This is a genomic window from Enterococcus sp. CWB-B31, from assembly GCF_020567645.1.
GTDB lineage: Bacteria > Bacillota > Bacilli > Lactobacillales > Enterococcaceae > Enterococcus_L.
Window position 1 is genome coordinate 52,298 of sequence record NZ_JAJDJW010000016.1, and the last position, 21,443, is coordinate 73,740.

Consider the following 21,443-nt stretch of genomic DNA (forward strand, 5'->3'; position numbering starts at 1 on the left):
GAGATGGTAGTAATGCTCTGGTTGAAATAAATGGGCAACCATTTATGTTTATCACTAAGAGATTACTAGTATGCGAAGCTCTGAAGGGGATAAATTTATTCCATATACAAAGAGACAGCTGTATACGTACGACAATTTTTTTATGTGTAAACATTCATCTCATAATAGGAGCAGCTGTTCATTTATATTGGCACATGTCTAATATTTTTTTGTATAGCTTACTCCTGTACTTTTAGCAAATACTCATTGCCTATCCAGTAGTCTCATATGTAATACTACTGGATGGGCAATACGTTTCTTGGATTAGAAGCCAAGCTTAATTTTAATTCGGTCAGCACACTAGACAATGATTCAAAAAATGCTATAGTTTAGAGTGATATACACATTGATTCAATACAGGGACAGAAGAAGGTATCTGCATAGTGTTGCAGCAAATTTTCTAACTGCTTAAACAGCAATTACCGTGCTGAAAACGAAGCTCTTCCTTGTCGTGCTTAATTTTTTCAGTTTCTAACATAAATATATTAGGAAGCTTTTTTATAGTGTGTATATATGCTTTGCTATCTGTTTTCATTTCCCTCTTATTAGAACCAATTCAGCAAACTTACTGCATGTTTGCTGTGCAAAGTATTCATCAGTTGACTAAAAATTTGAAATACGCTACAGTTATCAAAATAAATTTTTCTGATTCAGGAGGGTTTTATGAAGAAAATTAGAAATATGGATGTAGAATGGAGTTATTCAGGAGACAGAGGAACGGAACACTGGCATACTCTGTGCGACTGGTTTGCTCAGGGAGCAGCTTTTCCCGATCAGTCACCAATCATGCTTTCAGAAAAAATAATAGATGAAAAAAAATCGTCAGTAGACAGCCTGACATTCCACTATATAGAGGAAACCTTTACCGAAAAGGAATTTAAAAATACCATGCATTTTGTTCCGCCAAATACAGAAAGCTATGTTGTTCATCAGAATCAGCAGTATCGTTTAACAGACATTCACTTTCATACACCGAGTGAACACCTGCTTCAAGAGGTTCAATATCCAATAGAATTTCACCTTGTTCATATGAATGAGGAAGGACAAAATCTGGTTGTCGGCTGTCTTTTTGAACTTGTAGATAAAACAGAAAAGTTTTCTAAATTGAAAAGACTGCTTGAAGTGAGTGAAAGAGCACATGATTTTGTTTTTAATCCTGTTCTTTTTTTGCCAAATGAGCGTACACACTATCATTACATAGGATCGCTGACAACACCTCCTACGAAAGGCCCGATTCCATGGTTTGTTTTTCGACAAGTAGAAGAAATTGATCGTCAGCTGGTTAAAAACTTAAAAAAAGATATGTTGGAATTTAATAATCGGCCGATACAAAGCAGAAATAATCGAAAGATTTATTTGGTTGAATAATGGAGAAAACACATGAATATTAAACAAATGAAATATGTGGTGGCTGTGGCAGATAATGGCAGTTTTCGTGAAGCAGCAAAAAAGCTGTTTATTACACAGCCAAGCCTTTCTAATGGAATCAAAGAGTTGGAAGATGAATTAGGTGTGAACTTGTTTACACGAACTAATAAAGGGGCTTTGCTGACAGAAGAGGGTATTGCCTTTTTAGAATCTGCTGAAAAAATTTTGACCCAACTATCTCTGCTTGAAAATCGCTATCAACATCAGCAAAAAGAAACACGTTTTTCCATTTCTTCCCAACATTATGATTTTTTAGGTGGTATAATGGCAAAAACAGTTCAGAAGTTTGGCAATCAGTATAAAGAATTTCGTCTTTTTGAGACAACGACATTGAAAGTTATTGAGGATGTAAAAAGTTATCACAGTGAACTTGGCATCTTGTATTTAAATAGCAGCAATCGCTCTGGCATTAAACGCCACCTATCTGGAACTAATTTAATATATGATGTGGTCGGCTGCTTTGATACTCATATTTTTTTAGGCAATCATCATCCCCTTGCTCATAAAAAAGAATTAACACTTGAGCAGTTGGTACATTATCCTCAGGTTCGATTTATTCAGGAGGGCAGTGAATTTTCATATTTGTCTGAAGATCTGGTGGAAGAAAATGAACAGGATACAGTTATTAGTGTGAACGATCGTGGAACGCTGATGAATATCTTGGCTGAAACCAATTCTTATGCCTCAGGCTCTGGAATTCTTACGGGATTTACCAAGAAGGAGATTAAATTGATCCCTCTTGTTCAGGAAGAAGAGAACAAAATCTGTATTATTTATCAGAAGAATCAACAAAAAAGTGCTATTTTAACTTATTTTATTAATGAGCTAAAAACAATTATCTCTAAGTAAAAATACGATGTTTGACTGAGATTTTTCTCAGTCTTTTTTTATTTTCCTAAGTTGGAGAATCTGGATTTTTGATTTATTTTTAATAATCTGTTGAAAAATTTATTTTTTGCGTATCTTTATTACGACAGGAGATGATTAAAATAAGAATACAGCTTGATTATTCAGAATTACTTCGCATTTCTTCAGAACTTTACAGGCAGGAAGAGAAATATGAAGAGTGTATAAGCAGTTTGGATGAGATGCTCCTAACAGTTCCGCAATTTTGGGAAGGAAGTGCAGCTGAAGCCTATTGTCAAAGATTTGAGAACCTAAAACCAAGCTTTGAAGAGACGCGAAAAATAATTGAAATTTTGCAGAAGCAAATCAAGGAGTCGATCATGGTAATGAAAGAAAGAGATCATATACTTGCCGGTAAGCTGGACTTTTAATATCAAAATAGAGGAAAGGAGAAAAGAAGCATAAAAGAACAAGAATATTTGTTTGAGAATAGAGCTTTACAGCAGCAGATCTTTGATATTGAGGATCAAATTAGAAAAAAGGAACAGGATTTGAACGACTTATACCATTTAAAAAAACAACATACTGCACAGATGGATGACATCAGTTGGAACTTTTACGAACGAAACAGAAGAATTGAACAGGTTTCATCCGATGCGTTCGATCTGAATTTTTATCGCGGGTACAGAGAATTTATGGGTAAACTGATACTTGAGAGTAAAAAATATTATCAAAAATCAGAAGAAGAGCACTTGGCAATTACTCGAATCATCTATCAATTGGAACAGGAGATAACCGATTTAAAGCAGCAAAGAATCAGAAATGAATCTCAATTATTTTCCTTAACTAATTTAATGAAGCTGGAAAGGGCTGAGGGATATGGCTAATAAAGAATTGCTCATTGCTGATGCCGAATTTATTTTCGCTGAAAAATCTTTAATCACCTATTTAATAGCGATCAGTGAAATATGCAATGAAGTTCAGGAAATTCTTATATCTGTCACCACGCAGGCTTTAGAGGATCAGCAGATTTCTGCAAGACTTAAACAGTTTGCTGATCAGATAGCCTGTATCGCGGGAAAAGCTGAAAATCTTGCGGAAACATTAAACGGAAAAAGCTATTTATTTATTGAAGAAATCGATCAAAAGGATCAATTCATTTATTAAGGAGGATGAGATGGAGAAAATAAGTTTAGAGACTGATGAAATGGCTTTGCTTAAAAATCGCTTGATGAGCATCAGTGTAAAAGTAAATGAAATTTCCTGTGGAGGATATGTTACCGAACATTTGTTTACACAAAGTCAGGGACAGGCAACAGAGATGCTAAACCAGTGTTTGGCTATTCTTGTTAAAGGTGCAGATGAGCTTCAACTAATTACCGACAAATCAATCAGATTTTTAGAAGAAATCATTGAAGGATTTACGGAAACAGATCAGGTACAGGCTAAAAAAATAACTGGAGAATAAATAGAAGAAAAGTAAAAGGCAGCTAATAACTGGAATGGGTTTGGAATGAATGGAATCAGAATGTAGACAACACAACATGTAAGCCTATTCTGAAAAAGATAAGAAAAGAGGACCCTTTTTGAATGTCAGCAGTTTTATAAAATGAGTGATATATTCAATTTTAACTATTTAGGGATGAGACGAAAATGCAAAGATTTTTTGTGACCATTGTTTTAGTACACATACTTTTAATGGGGGGATGTAAACGGATGAACGAAACAATCAACCAGAAATTGCCATCGCGTGAGGAAGTTAAGACAGAAATATTACAGTATTTAGAAGAAAAGTATAAAGAAGAATTTATTTCTCATTCAATCGAATATCGTTCATGGTCTCAACCGAACCATGAGAGCATGCTTGCCTATCCAAAAGAAGGCGATCCTGAAGAGTCTTTTGTTGTTTACCGTTATGAAGATGGGCAGCATTATGAAGATGGATATATCGGTTATTTGATGAAGCCGTTCTATTATGAATTATTTGATGACATAATAAAAGATTATTTTGATAAATATCAGCTGGTTATTCATTATAACCAGGTTTACCCCAATTTTTTTACAAAAGAGACGACCTTTCCGGAGTTTCAGAAGTATGCAAACAAAAGCACAACAATTATGGGGGTACTTTATGTTCCTGTGACATCAGAAAAGGATAAAGAGAAGCTGGAAAATAAACTTTTTGAAATAGTAGAAAAAATAAAAAAAGAAAACGTTGCTATTGGAATAATCAGTATTAATGCGTATCTTGAAGCAGATTACCAGAAGGATATAGAAAATGACAGATTTGAAACAAAGAAGAACGGTGATAACTATCCTACCGAAAGCCTGCTTTTTGAGTTAAGAGAATCTTGGGGAAAAGTAGATAGAACTGAAGGCAGGGAAGATAAGTAGTGGCACAGCCGACAGAAAGTGAATTACTAATTCTGAATGCCATAATTTATACAAATGATTTTGTTAATCAGGCAGAAAACATGAGTATTTATGAATGGGCGGTACAATTTGATTCAGATAATCTGGATGACAGTAGAAAACCGGCTGAAATGTCTAAAACTGAATTTCAAAAAGTCATTCACACAATTAAAGAAAATAAATCTATATATCATCAGATGATTGTAAGAGATATAAATAATGAACAATACGCAAATGAAAGCGGTTCTCAGAGGGTAACGAATGCGGCCGTTGCGTATGGGGAGGATTTAATCATCCTATATAAAGGAACAGCTGGAGATTTGGAGTGGCGTGATAATGGGATTGGCGGCTATACAAAAATAACAGATACAGAGCAGCAAAAACTGGCATTAGATTATTTTGACAAGATGAGAATTCAACATGGAAGAGATAAAATCTATGTATCCGGGCACTCAAAAGGTGGGAATAAAGCCCAATATATAGGTGTATTAAGAGGTGAGCAGCTAGAACATGTTTACTCGTTTGACGGTCAGGGATTTAATCAGAGCTTTTTACTAAAATATAAGCAGCAAATTGAAGTAAATAAAAATAAAATCACCAATATTAGTAACGAATATGACTTTGTAAATATTTTATTGTTTCCTATAGCCGGCAATCGCAAATATATTTCTTCAACCACAAGTCTGGGAATCATGGACAAAAGCTCCTTCGCTCTAAGCAACAGTGAACATGTAACTATTGAGAAGTTAAGGGAGGAGAGGCTTGGCCAAGGAAAGGCTGTGTTGGAATGGGCAAAAATTGTAGGCGGAAATATAGCTGCACACAAAGCAGGTGCCTGGCATTCTCCCTATTCAATGTTTGTAGTCACGAAACAGGATACGTTGATTCTAAATGATGTCACAGAACAAAGCACAGCCATGAAAGAAGTACAGAGATTACTGCTGTATTTTAATAAATATATGCGTGAAGAGGATTGGTGCTACGTTTGCTATTCGGTAATGTCTGCGGTTCAGAGTGGAGATAAAGCGTATGGAGAAGATTATTCAAAAATGCCTGACGGATTTATAGAGAGAGCAATGACTTTAACAAAAGGATATTTGCAGAAGCAAAAGGGGATCGACAGTTCCGAAGTATTTTTGTTTCTAAACTCTATACTTGGATTAAACATTGGCAGCCTAATGATCAGCAGCATCGCAGGATATGGTTATGATGGATTAACTGGAACAAGCTTTACAGACTTGACACGGGATTTCACTCACCGTACCAAAGATCAGCTGCTGACATTAGTGGAAGAAGTAGAAGACGAACCATTTTGGGATATCACGAAATGGGATGTCTTTTATCGTATTGACCAATATTTTTTAGGTGGGATAGATTTTCCGGGAAACAGCAAGGAACTGATGAACTATTATCAGAAAATCATAGATATTCAGGAAATTTCTGCAATGGAGATTCATCGGATTTTTGATGAGGTATATGAAACAGAAGCAAAATTTGCTCAAGAAATGGAAGAGGTTAAAAATAGCGCGGAGGAAATTTTATCGTCTTTAAAAGAAATTTCCGGAAGGATTACTTAAAAAAGACAAAAGAGACAGAACAAAGATCTAAATTTTGTACTGATGGAACTGCTTCAGTTTCCATCCAATACTTAAGATTAGACCTAGCTTCTCTGTCTCAATCTTGGTTATTTACTGACAAAGTTTGCCAATACAGCTGCTACTCTTTTCATTTCTTCCTCTGTACCGATAGAAATCCGAAGAAATTTTTTCAGGCGTTCCGGCTTGGTGAAGTAGCGGACAAAGATATTTTTTTCTTCGAGATATTGGAAGAGCTCATTCATTTTGACTTTATCGTGTGAAATAAGGACAAAATTTGTTTGAGAAGGTAAAGAACGGAAGCCGCTCTCCTCAATTTTCTGAGAAAACCAGTCTCTGGTTTGGCAAATCTTGCCCGTTATTTTTTGATAATACTCACTATCTTGAATTGCAGCAGTTGCCAGTGCTTCAGCAAGCATGTCAACTGAATAGGGATTAAACGAAGATTTTACACTTTCCAAAATAGCAATATATTCAGGATTTCCCATTGCATATCCAATTCGGAGACCGGCAAGTGACTGGGATTTTGAGAGTGTATGAATAATAATCAGATTAGGAAATTCATCTAGTAAAGAAGTCATCGAATCTTCCGCAAATTCTATATAAGCTTCATCAAGAATAACAATTACATCAGAATGGTTTTTTAACAATTCTCTGATTTCATTTTTTGTTTTAAATAAACCTGTCGGTGCATTGGGATTGGTGATTATAAGACCGCCATTTATTTGATTGTAATCGGAAAAATCAATTTCAAAGTTTTCATTCAAAGGAATCTCTTTAAAAGGAATAGAGAATAAATCTGCCCAGACTTTATAGAAACCATAGGTAATGTCAGGGAAGAGAATCGGATCACCACTGTTAAAAAAAGCCAGAAAACAAAAAGCCAGCACCTCATCAGAACCATTGCCAATCATCAGCTGTTCAGGAAGAACATTGTGTTTTGCTGCAAGAGCCTCTTTCAAAGGTTGGTTATCCAGTGAGCTGTAAAGTTTTAGCTTATCCGCTTTAAAGTTCTTAAGGATTTCGGAAACTTTAGGTGATGGCGGATAGGGATTCTCGTTTGTGTTTATTTTTATCATGCCGGAAATATTCGGCTGGGTTCCCGGTATATAAGGAGCTATTTTTCGAATGCCTTTCATTTGTCCACTGCCTCTCTACTATAAGGTTCAATTTTCTCTACTATAAAGAAAAGAATCTTTAATTGCAAGCTGAAAATGAGAATACGGATAGTAAATGATTCGGATTTTAAATAGGATTTTCATTTTCAAAAAGAATATGGTACTATAATGTGCAAGTGAAAAGGAGCGATAATGATGGATTTAACACAAAAGTTTAACTCACAGGTTTATAAAATTTCTGTCTCAACTATTCGACAATTTGATGAGCAAGTTTCATCAATTCCTGATATATTGAAGCTGACCCTGGGAGAACCTGATTTCAATACACCCGAACATGTGAAAACAGCGGGGCAGCAGGCAATCGAAAATAATTTTTCTCACTATTCGGGTATGGCCGGACTTTCAGATGTTCGAGAAGCAGCAGCCTGTTTTATGAAGGAAAAATATGGACTTTCATATGATCCTTTTTCTGAGATATTAGTAACTATTGGGGCAACTGAAGCTATCTCAGCAAGTTTGCTGGCTATTCTTGAACCTGGGGACAAAGTACTGTTGCCTGCCCCCATCTATCCTGGCTACGAACCGGTTATTACGTTGGCTGGGGCTGACCCTGTTTATATTGATACAACCTCTAATGGCTTTGTGCTAACACCGGAAATGGTTGATCAGGCGATGGCGGTTCATGGGGAGTCCGTAAAAGCGGTCATATTAAATTATCCAAGTAATCCAACTGGAGTTACGTATAATCGGGCCGAAGTTCAGGCTCTGGCAGAAGTTTTAAAGAAATATCCGGTATTTGTAATTAGTGATGAGATATACAGCGAACTGACTTATGATAATTCTCATGTGTCTATTGCGGAGTATATTCCACAGCAAACAGTTGTTATCAACGGTCTTTCTAAATCGCATGCAATGACTGGCTGGCGTATTGGCTTTATCTTCGCCAGTAAAGAATTTACTGCTGAAATCATTAAAGTCCATCAGTATTTAGTTACAGCTGCATCAACTATTTCTCAAAAAGCAGCTGTCAGAGCACTTGTTGAAGGAATGAATGATGGACTGATTATGAAGGAAGAGTATCGAAAACGACGAGACTTTGTCTATGATAGGATGTCATCTTTGGGATTTGAGATTGCACGGCCAAATGGAGCTTTTTATATTTTTGCTAAAATTCCAGACGGCTATGAACAAGATTCAATGGCATTCTGTTTGGATCTGGCGAACAAATGCGCACTCGCACTTATCCCCGGGATCGCCTTTGGTCCGGAAGGCGAAGGATACATCCGCATCAGCTATGCTGCTGATATGGAACGTCTGGAAGAAGCAATGAAGCGTATGGCTGTCTATATGAATCGATAATTGATAAAATGCTGTTTCTCACTAAAAAAGAAACAGCATTTTTTTGCTTATGTAATCGAAGCAGCTGATTTACATGCTAACCATTTTTGAAAGTTCAAGGTGAGAGAAAGCTGTCTTTCGAAGCTGTTCAAAAGATAAGAACAGCATGGATTTATTGAGCTTTCTTGTTTTTAGTCGACTAAAGTCAGTAGACTACACTTAATTTTTACATTCTTTACGTGATATTTACAGAAAGTTGGATGAGGATTAACAATCACCTGTTAGACTGTGCTTGTAACTAATTATGAAGGAAGTGTCGAAATGAAAAAAGGATTATTAACGACTTTAGTGATTACTGCTGGGGTGCTTTTAGCAGGCTGTAACAGTTCTAACGGAAGTGAAGCTTCTAATTCCGGCTCGACATCAAGCGATCCGATAAAAATTGTAGCTGTTGGTTCAACTGCTTTGCAGCCACTTGTTGATACGGCTAAGGATCAGTTTGTTGAAGATGAACCAAATTATTCCATTTCGGTTCAAGGGGGAGGAAGCGGAACAGGACTTTCTCAAATTGCTGACGGAGCTGTTACAATTGGAAATTCAGATGTATTTGCAGAGGAAAAATCAGGGATCGATGCTTCTAAACTGGTGGACCACAAAGTGGCTGTTGTTGGTATGGGACCGGTTGCCAACAAAGATGTTGGTGTAACTGAGCTGACAAAAGAGCAGCTGATTGAAATTTTTACAGGAAAAGTAACTAATTGGAAAGAGGTTGGCGGTAAAGATCAGGAAATCGCAGTGATTAATCGACCTTCAGGAAGTGGTACCCGAGCAACATTTGAAAAATGGGGACTTGATGGAGCACAAGCAGTAAAATCGCAAGAACAGGATTCTTCAGGAACTGTCCGACAAATTGTTGCTCAAACACCTGGAGCAATCAGCTATCTGGCATTTTCATACATGGATGATACCACCTTGGCATTAAGCTTGGATGGAGTAGAACCAAAAGAAGAAAATGTGGCTGACAATTCTTGGCCAATCTGGTCCTATGAGCATATGTATACGAATGGCGAGCCGGATGCTGGAGTAAAGAAATTCCTTGATTACATGGTCAGTGACGATGTTCAGCAAACCATTGTTAAAGAGTTGGGCTATCTGCCGATTACAGATATGAAAGTAGAAAGAAGTGTTGATGGTGAAGTAACCAAAAACTAAAGGCAGCAAATAATAAACTGTTTGAAATGATAACTAACTCCTAATTAAAAGAGCGGCTGAAAAGCTGCTCTTTTTTGAGTACAGAGAGCCGGAAATAACCTATAACCCCAAAAAAGGTAGCGAGTGTCAATTTCGCTACCTTTTTTGCTTCTACACAGACTAATAGTTATTGAAATGACTTGTCGCACCAAGCTTATCAAAAATATCTAAAAATATATTTTCTCGTCAAAAAATTGACAGTATTCATTTTTCGCTCATAATCTTAATTACTCCCTTGCTATCCTATTTCCTACATACAATGTTTTTAATAGGCAAAACATTTGAAATTGTCTCTTTGGAGATGTTTTCAGTCGCTTTAAGTGGATTTCAATACCCTTGATATAATATGTATGTTTCTAACAAGACATTTATGTCATTTACAAAATAATATACTCATAATAAAGTAAAACTTATATTTATTAATAAGTGAGGAGCTGTTGATACAAATAAATGAAAACGGTTTTTAAACTATTCATATTTGTTGTGTTGATTCTAGTATTCTTAGCAGGGTGTACTAACAAGAAAGGAAATTATCAAATGAATTCATATGTTGACGAACAGCCTCCAGAAATTTTAGAAGGTAGAATAACATATATATCCGAAAAGAATGAGATGGAAATTTTAATTTTGAATAATAAAACTAAGGAACTTTCTACTTTAGTTTTAGATTTTTCTGATGTTATCTTTGATAAAAATGGTGAGTCGGCTTCTCTAGACAGTGTGAATAAATTCGTTAGTATGTTTACAGTAAATGATCAGATAGAATTAACATATGGAAAAGGGACAATTGATTCTGATACAAGAGTTTATAAAATAAACTCGTTAAGTAGCATAAAAAAAGTAAATTAGATAGGGGATTTTTTATGAAAAGGTCAAAAATTTTATTCAGTATTTTTTTTGTTATAGCACCTTTTTTTATAAATTTAGATGTTGCCCGTGCAGAAACTGTTTCGTTTTCTGATGATAATGTTTCAAAAATTGAAGAAGGAGCGGAAGTTGTTGGAAATGAAGAGGTAGCGTCTAGGCTGGCTTTAGATTTTGCTAAAACTATTGAACCAACGCTAGATTTAACTATCGGTTCGACGACTCCTATTCGGGATGTTGAGGGTGTAACGGTTGGTTATGATATTGCCTTTAATTTAGATACAGAGCAATATGGCTATGTAATCATTGATTTTAGATTGCAAGATGATTATATTTCTCAGTTTAGTATAGAGCGAGGAGTTCCTGATTATTATACTCAAATGACAAAACAGCTTTCAAATGAAGTTAGTGATGATACGAATGCTGAAATTTTAGAGACGATGCCTACAGAGTATAATGTAGTAGTTGAAGACGAAGTATTTAGGTCCGATGGTGAAGAGTTAACCTTACAAGAATTTGAGAACTATCAAGATTCTGTAGCTGAGGATGCTTTAAATGTTGTTGAAGAATCTCAAAAATACGCTACTTCAGCAATGTATGGTCATTCATCTGAGTTTTTCATAGATTATCCTTCTGATTTTCAGATGTCTTCAGTATACTACCTTAGACAGTTTAATTCTATTACTCAGGATTATACGCTGAAAGTTAACAAAAAGTATGCCTGTGCGGTAGTTGCATTAGCTACAATTGCAAGTTCTTACAATTTTTATAGTACAGCTGTAGAAAGTCAATATAAAGCTGCTTATGATAGATTATGGACTCTTGCCTATACAAGTAATGAAGGTTTGACACAAACTCGTTATATCGGACCAGCACTAGTTAATTATGCAAGGGAGAAAGGTGTAACATTAACACAGACTACAACGCCTTCCCCAAGCTTTGTGTTAATTCAAAATGCTATTGCTCAGAGTTATCCTGTAGCACTTAGTGTCTTTTATAATAAAACAAATGGTGGTGGAGTTTCAGGTCACACAGTATTTGTTCAGGGAACAATGACTGGTAAACGAGGGCAAACAATGAATAATTTCATTATATTATCAAATGGTTGGACGGCTTCTGCCACATATATGAATTATTCAACAGTTCCGTCCACTTTGTATTCATATGAAGCTGCTATTTGGAAAGGAAAAAAATTATTCTATTAGCAATGTAAAAGCAGTCAGAATAAATAACCTATAACCCAAAACAACTGACCATCACCGTCAGTTGTTTTTCTTTATTATAAATAAATAGCCTTGTGTTGCAACAAAATACACTGTGTGCGATTATAAATAGAAAGTTGAATCCTTTATCGACTTATTATTATTTTTCCGCTATACAGACTGTAGACAAAAAGGAGTTGGTAATCAAACCAGCTCCTTTTTGTCTACAGTCTGTTCTGTCCATTTTAATAGACAGATAGACTTTCGATGAAAAAATTTGCCGTTTAGAAATTGATGAGATCGAAACGAAGTGTAGTGAAAACCGTAGACGCAGAAAAATGGATACAGCGTAATGTTTTGTCTCGAGAATCGTTAGACGCGTAGAGACAGCAGTTCTGGAAATAAGTCGAACGATACTGAAAATATGAGTAGCTCCAGGGAGGTATCAATTCACAGCTAGTCATTTTATGACTAGTGTTCCTTGACAATTTTCGTATATTCCGACTTATTGACATAAATCACTACGATTGACCTGTCAGAGTAGATGATACCTACCTGGTTCTTGAGATAGAATACTTCTGCTCCTGCGGTTACTCGTCGCATGGAGAAGCTTTGTCACAACCTCTGATGAACGGCGCCATGAAGAAATTGATCGAATTATCCAGCGTTTGTATGAAGATCATTTATCTGGAAAACTGACTGATGAATGCCTTATGAAGATGAGCCAGACTTACGAGAAAAAGAACAGAATCAATTAGCTAAACCATTTCAATAGTCAAAGAGAGCCTTTCTACGTAGGAAAATCAAAGCTTAGATGTTTCACGGTTTATGGATAGAGTAAAAAAATATACTCAACTGGAAGCTCTAAACGTGGAGAGTGTTAACGAGTTACTAGATAAGAATGTGATTCACAAGCCCGAAGGGACAAAGCGAAACCGCATCTTGACTATTGACATCTTTATCGGCAATCTGAAAGACTAAAAAGTGAGTAGTGTTACGGTTACTCACTTATCTGAATATTAACGACTGCTACGTGACTGGACAGCTAAAGCTGCTCTTTTTTGAGTACAGAGAGCCGGAAACGATATTCACAATCTGAACCCTTGATAAAGTCAGTGTTTACAGAGGTTTGTGAAAAAGTTACAATAGAGAGGAAGGGACGTGAAGATTTGGAAAATGAATTAAAGGATTTGTTGCCTGAGATTTGGTGGGAGCGTTATAAAGAAACGAAGCGTGAGTTTATTAAGCTGAAAATCAGTGATAGGGGGTCACTTGATCTGGCTGCAAGCAAGGCTGGCGGTGTGGGGTATTTACCAGTTGACCAGGACTATCCAAGAAACAGAGATACAGGGGTACCTTTGTTTTTGTTGGCTCAGATTAACTTTGAAGAGCTGCCTAAACTGGATGGATTTCCTCAAAAAGGAATTCTCAGCTTTTATGTGGATTACACAGATGATTTAATGGGTTTAGATTTCTCTGATCAAACAAATCAGATCGGTTTCAGAGTTTTGTATTTTGAAGACTGCTCAAAAGGTTCATATACAAGAGAACAGCAGCTTGCTATTTTGGTAGAAGCAGAAGAGGCAGGCGAACTCTATAAAGTGGTTAGTGGAGAATTCAAAATGGAAGGAACAAAAGAAAGTCAATATCAATGCGGAGATAATTTTGATTTTGAAAACAAATTTGGGAAAGATCTGTTTGACTGGCTGGCAGATGTGGCTGAAAATGAGGAACAGAAAGAAAAAATCTATAATAAATTGACTAAAGGAGCTTCCGGCAGTAAAATCGGCGGCTATTCATACTTTACACAACAAGATCCAAGAACAGATGATACCCATGATGTGCTGTTGTTTCAATTGGATAGTGAATCAAAAAATGGGAGCTGGCCAATTATCTGGGGAGATGTTGGTATTGGCAATTTCTTTATCAATTATCAAGAATTAAAAGAGAAAAATTTTTCCAATGTCCTATACAACTGGGATTGCAGTTGAAGTTATCAGAAAATAAAAAATTATTTGTAAATAAACAAGCAGTTGAGGGAGAAGCATTTTTATGCGCTCCTTCTAACTGCTTTGCTTTTTAGGTTCTATAATATTTTGTGTTGGTGGAAAATCTGCCAATATTTTTTAATATAGAACCTTTTTTATAGTGGAAGAGAGAGTGTAAAAAGTGAGCCAATGCCAGGATAGCTTTCAACGGTCACTGTACCGCCAAGAAGTTCACTATAATTTTGAACAATCGCCAATCCTAAACCTGTACCGCCAGAATTACGGGTTCTCGCCTTATCAACTCGATAAAATCGCTCAAAAATCCGTTTTTGATCCTCTAAAGGTATGCCTAAACCAGTATCCTGTACAGAGAAATTCAGGTGCTGATCTATAGTATCAAAAGTCACTGTAATGTGTCCCTCTATAGTAGAATATTGAATTGCATTTTCAATCAAATTCTTAATGATAGGCTGGAACAGCTCATAAACAGTAGTGAAGGACAGCGTTTGATCCCCTACAATTTCAATTTGGATTTTTTTCTCTGCAATCGATTTTTGATAAGATTGAATGATTTCGTTTGTAAACGGATAGAGATGAATCGCTTGCTTTTCATACGAATTTTTTGAATCTCTGGAGAGAAGAATAATTTCCTGAATCAGGCGCTCCAAACGATACGCATCTTTTTGAATTATTTCAAGAAACTGATTTAGTGTCTCCGGATCTTCTTTGGCACCATCCAGAAGCGTTTCAGTAAAACCGATTAGAGAAGTGACCGGTGTTTTCAGTTCGTGAGAAACATTTCCTACAAAATCCTTTTGGATTTTTTCCAATCTGCGTACTTGAGATAAATCATAAGCCACACCAAAAATTTGATGGTTGTTAAAATCATTATCAAAATAGTGCAGTGACAGATCGATTATTCTTTCTTCATTACTGCCGGCTAAACTAATTTCCTGCTGAACATTTTTTTCTTCAGTAATTGCCTGATTAATTAAATGAATCATAGTAGGATCGTTAATCGTTTTTAAGTAACTTTCTTTTTCCGCTGGCTTTCCGGTAAACATTAGAAAGTCACGCATAACTGCATTGATCAATTCCAAGTTACCATTTTTATCAATGATAAAGACCCCGATCATTAACCCGTTCAGCAAACTATGCAGCTGTTCTTCTGTAGAAGTATATGCTCGATAGGTTTCGCTCATTTGATGGCTAAGTTCATTCGCAGTCTCATAAAGTTCATTCCACTCCGAAGATTCCTGAATAATAGATCTATTTTTTTCAGGATCTTTAATCATTCGTTTTAAAAAAGGGAGTACCGTTAATAATGGTTTGTTTTTCTGACGGATCATCAATAAAATAAAAATAGTGAGGATTAAAAACAGCAAACTAAAAATACTGATGAGAAAATTACGAAAGGTTCGAATGCTTCCTGAGAATTTACTTGCTTCTTCAGAAACTCGAATGATGCCAATTAATTTACCATCGGATTTTATTGGTAATGCAAGATAGAGCAGATCAACATTTAAGGTTGTACTGATACGATGAGATGAGCCAAAATCAGCACCTGCAATAACAGCTTTTATTTCCGGTCGTTGCGCTCTGGTCTCATCCAAGTTTTTATCCGTTGTGTCATAGAACAATTCCCCTTCGCTGTTTAGCAGGCTGATTCGTTCTTCATTGCTTTCTGTATACTCTTTCAGCAGATTACTTTCCTGTGCGGTCAGGCTTTCCTGCAAAAATACGTTGTCTGTAAGCTGTTTACTTAGAAATGTTGTTTTCTTTTGAAGATAGGATACTTGTTGAGACATTAATTCTCTTTTGAAAAAAGAGTTAATCGTAAAAATGCTGGCAAAAAACAGAATCAGCATCAATGAAACGGCCAGAAAATACTCCAAACGCTGTCTTTTATTCATTTTTTAGGCTCCTGAAAACGGTAGCCAAATCCTCGAACAGTCAATAAATACGCTGGACGCTTTGGATCTCTTTCAATCTTATCCCGCAGATGACTGATATGAACATCCACAATCCGACTTTGACCGGAAAAATCATACTGCCAAATTCGTTCAAGCAGGGTATCCCGATTGATGACGCGATCCTTTCTCTTCATAAAGTAAACAAGCAGTTCAAATTCTTTCGGTGTCAGTTCAATTTTTTGTCCTCGCACCACTACTTCATAGTTTTCTTCATCAACTTCAATTTCACCAACAACAAGCTGTGTTTTAGGGTTTTCTGAAGGCGTATCAGCTGAAGATATAGGTTTCTGTATTCTGCGGAAAATTGCTTTCATCCGCGCCAATACTTCCCGTGGGCTGAACGGCTTGGTCAGATAATCATCTGCTCCAATTTCCAGTCCAATAATTTTATCTACCTGATCATCTTTGGCTGTAAGAATTAGAATTGGGGTTTCGATCCGCTCTCTGCGAAGAGCTTTTGTAATCTCCAGACCATCCATCCCGGGAAGCATGACATCCAGTATAATAAAATCATAGACATTGGCCAAAGCCATTTCATAAGCTTTAGTTCCAGTTTCTGCTGTGGATACTTTATATCCGTCTTTTTCCAAAGTAAATTGCAATAAAGTTAAAATGGATGGTTCGTCATCTACAACTAATATGTGTTTCATGAATGTTCTCCTTTTAATTATTGAAGCAACCGCCTTTCCATACTCGACAGTCGGTTACTGTCATTTTGTTGGTCCGATAGCCCCATTCCTAAGCCGATGAATCAGCAAGGACTGCGGTTCTCCTTTTAATTATTGAAAGCAACCGCCTTTCCATACTCAACAATCGGTTACTGTCATTTTGTTGGTCCGATAGCCCCATTCCTAAGCCGATGAATCGGCAAGGACTGCGGTTCTCCTTTTAATTATTGAAGCAACCGTCTTTCCATACTCGACAGTCGGTTACTGCCATTTTGTTGGTCCGATAGCCCCATTCCTAAGCCGATAAGTCGGCAAGGACTGCGGTTCTCCTTTTAATTATTGAAGCAACCGTCTTTCCATACTCAACAGTCGGTTACTGTCATTTTGTTGGTCCGATAGCCCCATTCTTAAGCCGATAAGTCGGCAAGGACTGCGGTTCTCCTTTTAATTATTGAAGCAACCGCCTTTCAATACTCAACAGTCGGTTACTGTCATTTTATTGGTCCGATAGCCCCATTCCTAAGCCGATGAATCGGCAAGGACTGCGGTTCTCCTTTTAGGATCGATTGATGATACCTGCATCAATCTCATTCAAAATAATCTTTCTGTCTTTCTTTATTCTATCATAGTTTTAACGGATCAGAATAGGATTATCTCTGTAGGAAACCTTAAGTTGATGGTATAATAGACTGAATAGAAAAAACAATGTTCATGAAAAATCAACTGGACTATTTTTCAGCAAATGGAAACTGTTCTTATGTTTTTGGTGACAGGAAAATAAAGGAAACATGAAAAGGAGAGAAGCGGCTTGATTGGAATCAGTGCCTGTTTGGGAGGAGTCTCCTGCAGATATGACGGAAATGCTAAACCAATCGTTGAGTTGAGAAAACTGATTGATAGTAAGAAGGCAGTGCTTGTCTGTCCAGAAGTGATGGGCGGCTTATCAACACCTCGAGAGCCCTCAGAAATCAGTACTGGAGACGGCCGAGATGTCTGGTCGGGAAATGCACGTGTGATTACAGCTTCCGGAATTGATATTACAGAAGCTTTTAAGCAGGGAGCAATAGAGGCCTATAAAAAGCTGAAGGAAAAAGGCGTAATCAGTATTCTTATGAAAGAAAACAGCCCATCTTGCGGCAAGCTGAGAATTTATGATGGCAGTTTTTCTGGTATAACCAAGAACGGGATAGGGGTTGCAGCGGCATATTTTGAACAGAAGGGAATCAAAGTTGTTCCGGAAAATGACTGGAAAAAATTTTTGGAGGAAGCAAATTTACATGGCTGAAAATGAACAATTGAAAATATTTAATCAAAAATATGAACAAATTGGAACAGCAAGTCGTGCTGAAGCACATGAAAAAGGATTGTGGCATGAAACGTTTCATTGCTGGTTCTATACGATGGATCAGGGAGATCTGATTATTTATTTTCAGCAGCGTTCCCTTCAAAAGAAAGATTTTCCCAATCAACTGGATATTACTGCTGCAGGACATTTGTTGTCAAATGAATCTGTTTTGGACGGATTTCGTGAGGTAGAAGAAGAGTTGGGTGTAAAATTAACACAGGATGAACCGGAAAAGCTTGGGGTATTTATTGTAGAAATTGATTTAGGTGATTTTGTTGATAATGAGTTTACCAATGTATTTGTCGTTAACAAAGCATTATCACCAGGCTCTTTTTATCTTCAGGAAGAAGAAGTGTCTGGACTATACCCGATAAGACTAAAACAATTCAAAGAAATCTTCTACGGGAAACGTACAGCTATCACAATAGATGGAATCTCTCAAAAAGAGGGAAGGCAATTTTCTGATCGAAAGACATTCGCAATAAAGGATTTCTGTGCGAATGCTCTGAGCTACTATGATCAGCTGATACTCTCGTTTGAAAAAATTCTTGAAAATCAAACGAAGACTCTTGACTAATCGAAGTGAAATCGGTAACCTAAAAGGGATTATGATGGAGGAAGAGAAGCATGGAAATCGAAAAGACGAACCGTATGAATGCCCTGTTTGAATTTTACTCCACTTTGCTGACAGAAAAGCAGATGAATTACATGGAACTGTATTATGCAGATGACTTTTCTCTGGGCGAAATTGCTGAAGAATATCAGGTCAGCCGACAGGCAGTATATGATAATATTAAACGTACCGAAAAGATTATTGAGGAATATGAAAGAAAGCTGCATTTATACTCTGATTATATCGTAAGAGGAGAAATACTCGATAAACTAAAAAGATACTCTGCAGAGACGTATCCCAAAGATGAAACACTAGTCACTTTGATCGAACAAATTCAGGAAATAGAGGAATGATACTATGGCTTTTGAAAGCTTAACAGAACGCCTGCAACAGGCGATGAGCAAACTGCGTCGTAAAGGAAAGGTTTCCGAAGCTGACGTAAAGGAAATGATGAGAGAAATCCGACTGGCTTTACTGGAAGCCGATGTCAATCTCCAAGTAGTAAAAGATTTTACAAAGCGTGTCAGAGAGCGTGCGGTTGGTGTCGAAGTGCTTGAAAGCTTGTCGCCAGCTCAACAGATCGTTAAGATAGTTGACGAAGAATTAACGGCAACTCTGGGCTCTGAAACGGTTGGATTAAATAAATCGCCTAAAATCCCAACAGTAATAATGATGGTGGGGCTGCAGGGGGCAGGTAAAACAACCTTTGCCGGAAAATTGGCAAATCAGCTGATTAAAAATGAAAATGCCCGCCCGCTGATGATTGCGGCCGATGTATATCGCCCTGCTGCGATTGATCAGTTGAAAGTTTTGGGACAGCAGTTGGATGTGCCGGTCTTTGATATGGGCACAGATACAAATCCTGTTGAGATTGTAAAACAGGGGATGGCGCTAGCTGCTGAAAAGAAAAACGATTATGTTCTAATAGATACAGCTGGACGACTCCATATTGATGAAGCTTTGATGGGCGAACTGCAACAGATTAAAGAAGTTGCCAAACCAAATGACATTCTTCTGGTTGTTGATGCAATGACTGGTCAGGATGCTGTTAATGTAGCCGACAGTTTCAATCAGCAGCTAGGTATCACCGGTGTGGTTATTACAAAACTTGACGGAGATACTCGAGGCGGTGCTGCATTATCTATTCGTGCAGTGACTGGTGCGCCGATTAAATTTATCGGTTCAGGTGAAAAGCTGACTGATTTGGAAATTTTCCATCCCGATAGAATGTCCAGTCGGATTTTGGGGATGGGTGATATGCTCACGCTGATTGAAAAAGCACAGCAGGACTATGATGAGAAAAAGGCTGAAGAGCTTGCTCAGAAAATGAAGGAAAACAGTTTTGATTTTAATGACTTTATTGAGCAGATGGATCAGGTTATGGGGATGGGACCTATTGAGGACCTGTTGAAAATGATTCCGGGAATGAGCGGGATGCCTGGGCTGGAAAATATACAGGTAGATCCTAAAGATATGGCACGCAAAAAAGCGATGGTCCAATCCATGACACCGGCAGAACGTGAAGATCCTGATTTGTTGAATCCAAGCAGACGCCGCCGAATCGCTGCGGGGTCTGGAAATTCAGTTGTTGAAGTCAATAAAATGATTAAACAGTTCAAGGAATCAAAAAAAATGATGCAGCAGATGTCCAACGGCAATATGAACATTCCGGGAATGGATCAAATGTTCGGCGGCGGTGTCAAAGGAAAACTTGGAAAAATGGCTATGAATCGTATGGTCAAGAAAAACAAGAAGAAAAAAAAGAAGAAGAAAAAATAAGCAAATTTAATAATAGAGGGGAAAGACAGCGATATAAAAAGTGGTCTTTCCTCTTTTTTAGAGAAAAGTGGGTTTGGTTATGGATTTTATATGGAGGAATTCAAATGGAAAAATGTGACTGGGCAAAAGTCAGTTCAACTATGGAGCTCTACCATGATCAGGTGTGGGGAGTGCCGATTTATGATGACCGTCTATTGTTTCGCAAACTGGTTCTTGACATCAATCAGGCAGGATTAAGCTGGCAGACAATACTGAATAAGTCAGATGCTTTTGATCTGGCCTTTGACTCATTTGATATCGACACGGTTGCAGAATATGATCAGAATAAAATAGAGGAGCTTTTGAAAAATAAAGAAATTATTCGTAATCGCAGAAAAATTGAAGCTGCAATTCACAATGCTCAGATAGTTAAAAAAATCCAGAAAGAGTTCGGCAGCTTTTCTGATTACCTGTGGAAGTTTGTTGATTATAAGCCTCTGGATACACAACAATATAAGAATGTACCGATTCCTGCAACCAGTGAATTATCAGATGCAGCGAGTCAGGATATGAAAAAACAGGGATTTAAGTTCATTGGAAGCACAATTATTTATGCTTATTTTCAGGCGGTTGGAATAATCAATGATCACGTTGTGGAATGTTATCGACATGATGAGTTGCAGTCTAAAAATAACAGCTGAAATGAAAGGTATCGTGACAGAATTCTTTCACTTAATTACTATTATCTTCCGAAAGCTACAGTTCAGGCAGCAATCGGCAGTATTCCATTAACTATGGGAATTCATAACGGAGAAATGATGTTGACAGTTGTGGTTCTCTCAATTCTTATTACCGCACCGATGGAAGCTGTCGGAATGGATGTATTTTATAAAAAAATGCTGGCTAAGGATTGGAATGAAAATGAATTTCTTCTTAGGATATGATAATCATTTGTAAAATATGAAAAGAACTCTCCTTTATCTATCATCATGTAAACAACGGGTA

22 protein-coding genes and 1 pseudogene are annotated in these 21,443 nt (G+C 37.1%); 20 read left to right on the plus strand and 3 right to left on the minus strand.

The annotated features are described in order from the left end of the window. Window positions 1–702 precede the first annotated feature (702 nt). From LI954_RS12965 to LI954_RS13000, 8 genes are all read left to right on the plus strand, one after another. Window positions 703–1,407: a carbonic anhydrase family protein gene (locus tag LI954_RS12965; protein ID WP_229444677.1), complete on the plus strand. Its 705-nt coding sequence runs from the start codon at window positions 703–705 to the stop codon at window positions 1,405–1,407. 12 nt (window positions 1,408–1,419) lie between these two features. Continuing rightward, the gene (locus LI954_RS12970) at window positions 1,420–2,316 is read left to right on the plus strand and encodes a LysR family transcriptional regulator (protein WP_229444678.1); all 897 of its coding nucleotides are present in this window, start codon (window positions 1,420–1,422) and stop codon (window positions 2,314–2,316) included. Between the two features lie 131 nt (window positions 2,317–2,447). After that, window positions 2,448–2,744 (plus strand): WXG100 family type VII secretion target, encoded by a 297-nt coding sequence (locus LI954_RS12975; RefSeq protein ID WP_202066061.1) that lies wholly within the window; start codon window positions 2,448–2,450, stop codon window positions 2,742–2,744. A 48-nt stretch (window positions 2,745–2,792) separates the two neighbouring features. Continuing rightward, window positions 2,793–3,200, plus strand: coding sequence for a hypothetical protein (locus LI954_RS12980; protein ID WP_202066069.1), 408 nt, complete (start codon window positions 2,793–2,795; stop codon window positions 3,198–3,200). After that, complete coding sequence (locus tag LI954_RS12985) at window positions 3,193–3,480, plus strand: hypothetical protein (RefSeq protein WP_202066077.1); 288 nt, start codon at window positions 3,193–3,195, stop codon at window positions 3,478–3,480. Before LI954_RS12980 ends, LI954_RS12985 begins: the two co-directional genes overlap by 8 nt. A gap of 10 nt (window positions 3,481–3,490) precedes the next feature. Next, a complete protein-coding gene (locus LI954_RS12990; RefSeq protein WP_202066079.1) occupies window positions 3,491–3,781 on the plus strand; it encodes a hypothetical protein in 291 nt (96 codons plus the stop codon). A gap of 248 nt (window positions 3,782–4,029) precedes the next feature. After that, window positions 4,030–4,707: a hypothetical protein gene (locus tag LI954_RS12995; protein WP_229440945.1), complete on the plus strand. Its 678-nt coding sequence runs from the start codon at window positions 4,030–4,032 to the stop codon at window positions 4,705–4,707. Further along, entirely contained in the window at window positions 4,707–6,302 is a 1,596-nt protein-coding gene (locus LI954_RS13000; RefSeq protein ID WP_229444679.1) for an Mbeg1-like protein, read from the plus strand. Before LI954_RS12995 ends, LI954_RS13000 begins: the two co-directional genes overlap by 1 nt. Window positions 6,303–6,409: 107 nt before the next feature. Here LI954_RS13000 and hisC read toward each other — a convergent pair whose 3' ends face one another. Further along, window positions 6,410–7,459 (minus strand): histidinol-phosphate transaminase, encoded by a 1,050-nt coding sequence (gene hisC, locus LI954_RS13005; protein ID WP_229444680.1) that lies wholly within the window; start codon window positions 7,457–7,459, stop codon window positions 6,410–6,412. 174 nt (window positions 7,460–7,633) lie between these two features. Here hisC and LI954_RS13010 point away from each other — a divergent pair, with 174 nt between their 5' ends. The 6 genes and pseudogenes from LI954_RS13010 to LI954_RS13035 all read left to right on the plus strand — a co-directional run bounded on the left by LI954_RS13010 (window position 7,634) and on the right by LI954_RS13035 (window position 14,084). Next, on the plus strand, window positions 7,634–8,797 hold the full coding sequence (locus tag LI954_RS13010; RefSeq protein WP_202066088.1) for a pyridoxal phosphate-dependent aminotransferase: 1,164 nt from the start codon (window positions 7,634–7,636) through the stop codon (window positions 8,795–8,797). Window positions 8,798–9,097: 300 nt separating this feature from the next. Further along, window positions 9,098–9,988: a phosphate ABC transporter substrate-binding protein PstS family protein gene (locus tag LI954_RS13015; RefSeq protein ID WP_229444681.1), complete on the plus strand. Its 891-nt coding sequence runs from the start codon at window positions 9,098–9,100 to the stop codon at window positions 9,986–9,988. A gap of 576 nt (window positions 9,989–10,564) precedes the next feature. After that, the gene (locus LI954_RS13020; protein ID WP_229440949.1) at window positions 10,565–10,876 is read left to right on the plus strand and encodes a hypothetical protein; all 312 of its coding nucleotides are present in this window, start codon (window positions 10,565–10,567) and stop codon (window positions 10,874–10,876) included. 14 nt (window positions 10,877–10,890) lie between these two features. Beyond that, on the plus strand, window positions 10,891–12,096 hold the full coding sequence (locus LI954_RS13025) for a hypothetical protein (RefSeq protein WP_229444682.1): 1,206 nt from the start codon (window positions 10,891–10,893) through the stop codon (window positions 12,094–12,096). Window positions 12,097–12,903: 807 nt separating this feature from the next. Beyond that, window positions 12,904–13,074 (plus strand): annotated as a pseudogene (locus LI954_RS13030) (DUF4368 domain-containing protein); the annotation flags it as partial. A gap of 188 nt (window positions 13,075–13,262) precedes the next feature. Next, window positions 13,263–14,084 carry a YwqG family protein gene (locus tag LI954_RS13035; RefSeq protein ID WP_202066105.1) on the plus strand — a complete coding sequence of 274 codons (822 nt, stop codon included), beginning with the start codon at window positions 13,263–13,265 and terminating at the stop codon, window positions 14,082–14,084. 152 nt (window positions 14,085–14,236) lie between these two features. Here LI954_RS13035 and LI954_RS13040 read toward each other — a convergent pair whose 3' ends face one another. Continuing rightward, on the minus strand, window positions 14,237–15,994 hold the full coding sequence (locus LI954_RS13040) for a sensor histidine kinase (RefSeq protein WP_229444684.1): 1,758 nt from the start codon (window positions 15,992–15,994) through the stop codon (window positions 14,237–14,239). Further along, on the minus strand, window positions 15,991–16,704 hold the full coding sequence (locus tag LI954_RS13045) for a response regulator transcription factor (RefSeq protein WP_229444685.1): 714 nt from the start codon (window positions 16,702–16,704) through the stop codon (window positions 15,991–15,993). Before LI954_RS13045 ends, LI954_RS13040 begins: the two co-directional genes overlap by 4 nt. Before the next feature lie 826 nt (window positions 16,705–17,530). On the opposite strand from LI954_RS13045, the gene LI954_RS13050 reads away from it, so the two are divergent. The 6 genes from LI954_RS13050 to LI954_RS13075 all read left to right on the plus strand — a co-directional run bounded on the left by LI954_RS13050 (window position 17,531) and on the right by LI954_RS13075 (window position 21,382). Then, on the plus strand, window positions 17,531–18,007 hold the full coding sequence (locus LI954_RS13050; protein ID WP_202066111.1) for a DUF523 domain-containing protein: 477 nt from the start codon (window positions 17,531–17,533) through the stop codon (window positions 18,005–18,007). After that, window positions 18,000–18,644: an NUDIX hydrolase gene (locus LI954_RS13055; protein WP_202066113.1), complete on the plus strand. Its 645-nt coding sequence runs from the start codon at window positions 18,000–18,002 to the stop codon at window positions 18,642–18,644. The genes LI954_RS13050 and LI954_RS13055 overlap by 8 nt, the downstream gene beginning before the upstream one ends. 50 nt (window positions 18,645–18,694) lie before the next feature. Then, the gene (locus LI954_RS13060) at window positions 18,695–19,033 is read left to right on the plus strand and encodes a putative DNA-binding protein (protein WP_202066115.1); all 339 of its coding nucleotides are present in this window, start codon (window positions 18,695–18,697) and stop codon (window positions 19,031–19,033) included. Between the two features lie 4 nt (window positions 19,034–19,037). Further along, window positions 19,038–20,459 carry a signal recognition particle protein gene (gene ffh / locus LI954_RS13065; RefSeq protein ID WP_202066117.1) on the plus strand — a complete coding sequence of 474 codons (1,422 nt, stop codon included), beginning with the start codon at window positions 19,038–19,040 and terminating at the stop codon, window positions 20,457–20,459. Window positions 20,460–20,563: 104 nt separating this feature from the next. Continuing rightward, entirely contained in the window at window positions 20,564–21,139 is a 576-nt protein-coding gene (locus LI954_RS13070; protein ID WP_202066119.1) for a DNA-3-methyladenine glycosylase I, read from the plus strand. A gap of 93 nt (window positions 21,140–21,232) precedes the next feature. Next, window positions 21,233–21,382 carry a hypothetical protein gene (locus LI954_RS13075; protein WP_229444686.1) on the plus strand — a complete coding sequence of 50 codons (150 nt, stop codon included), beginning with the start codon at window positions 21,233–21,235 and terminating at the stop codon, window positions 21,380–21,382. Window positions 21,383–21,443 lie beyond the last annotated feature (61 nt).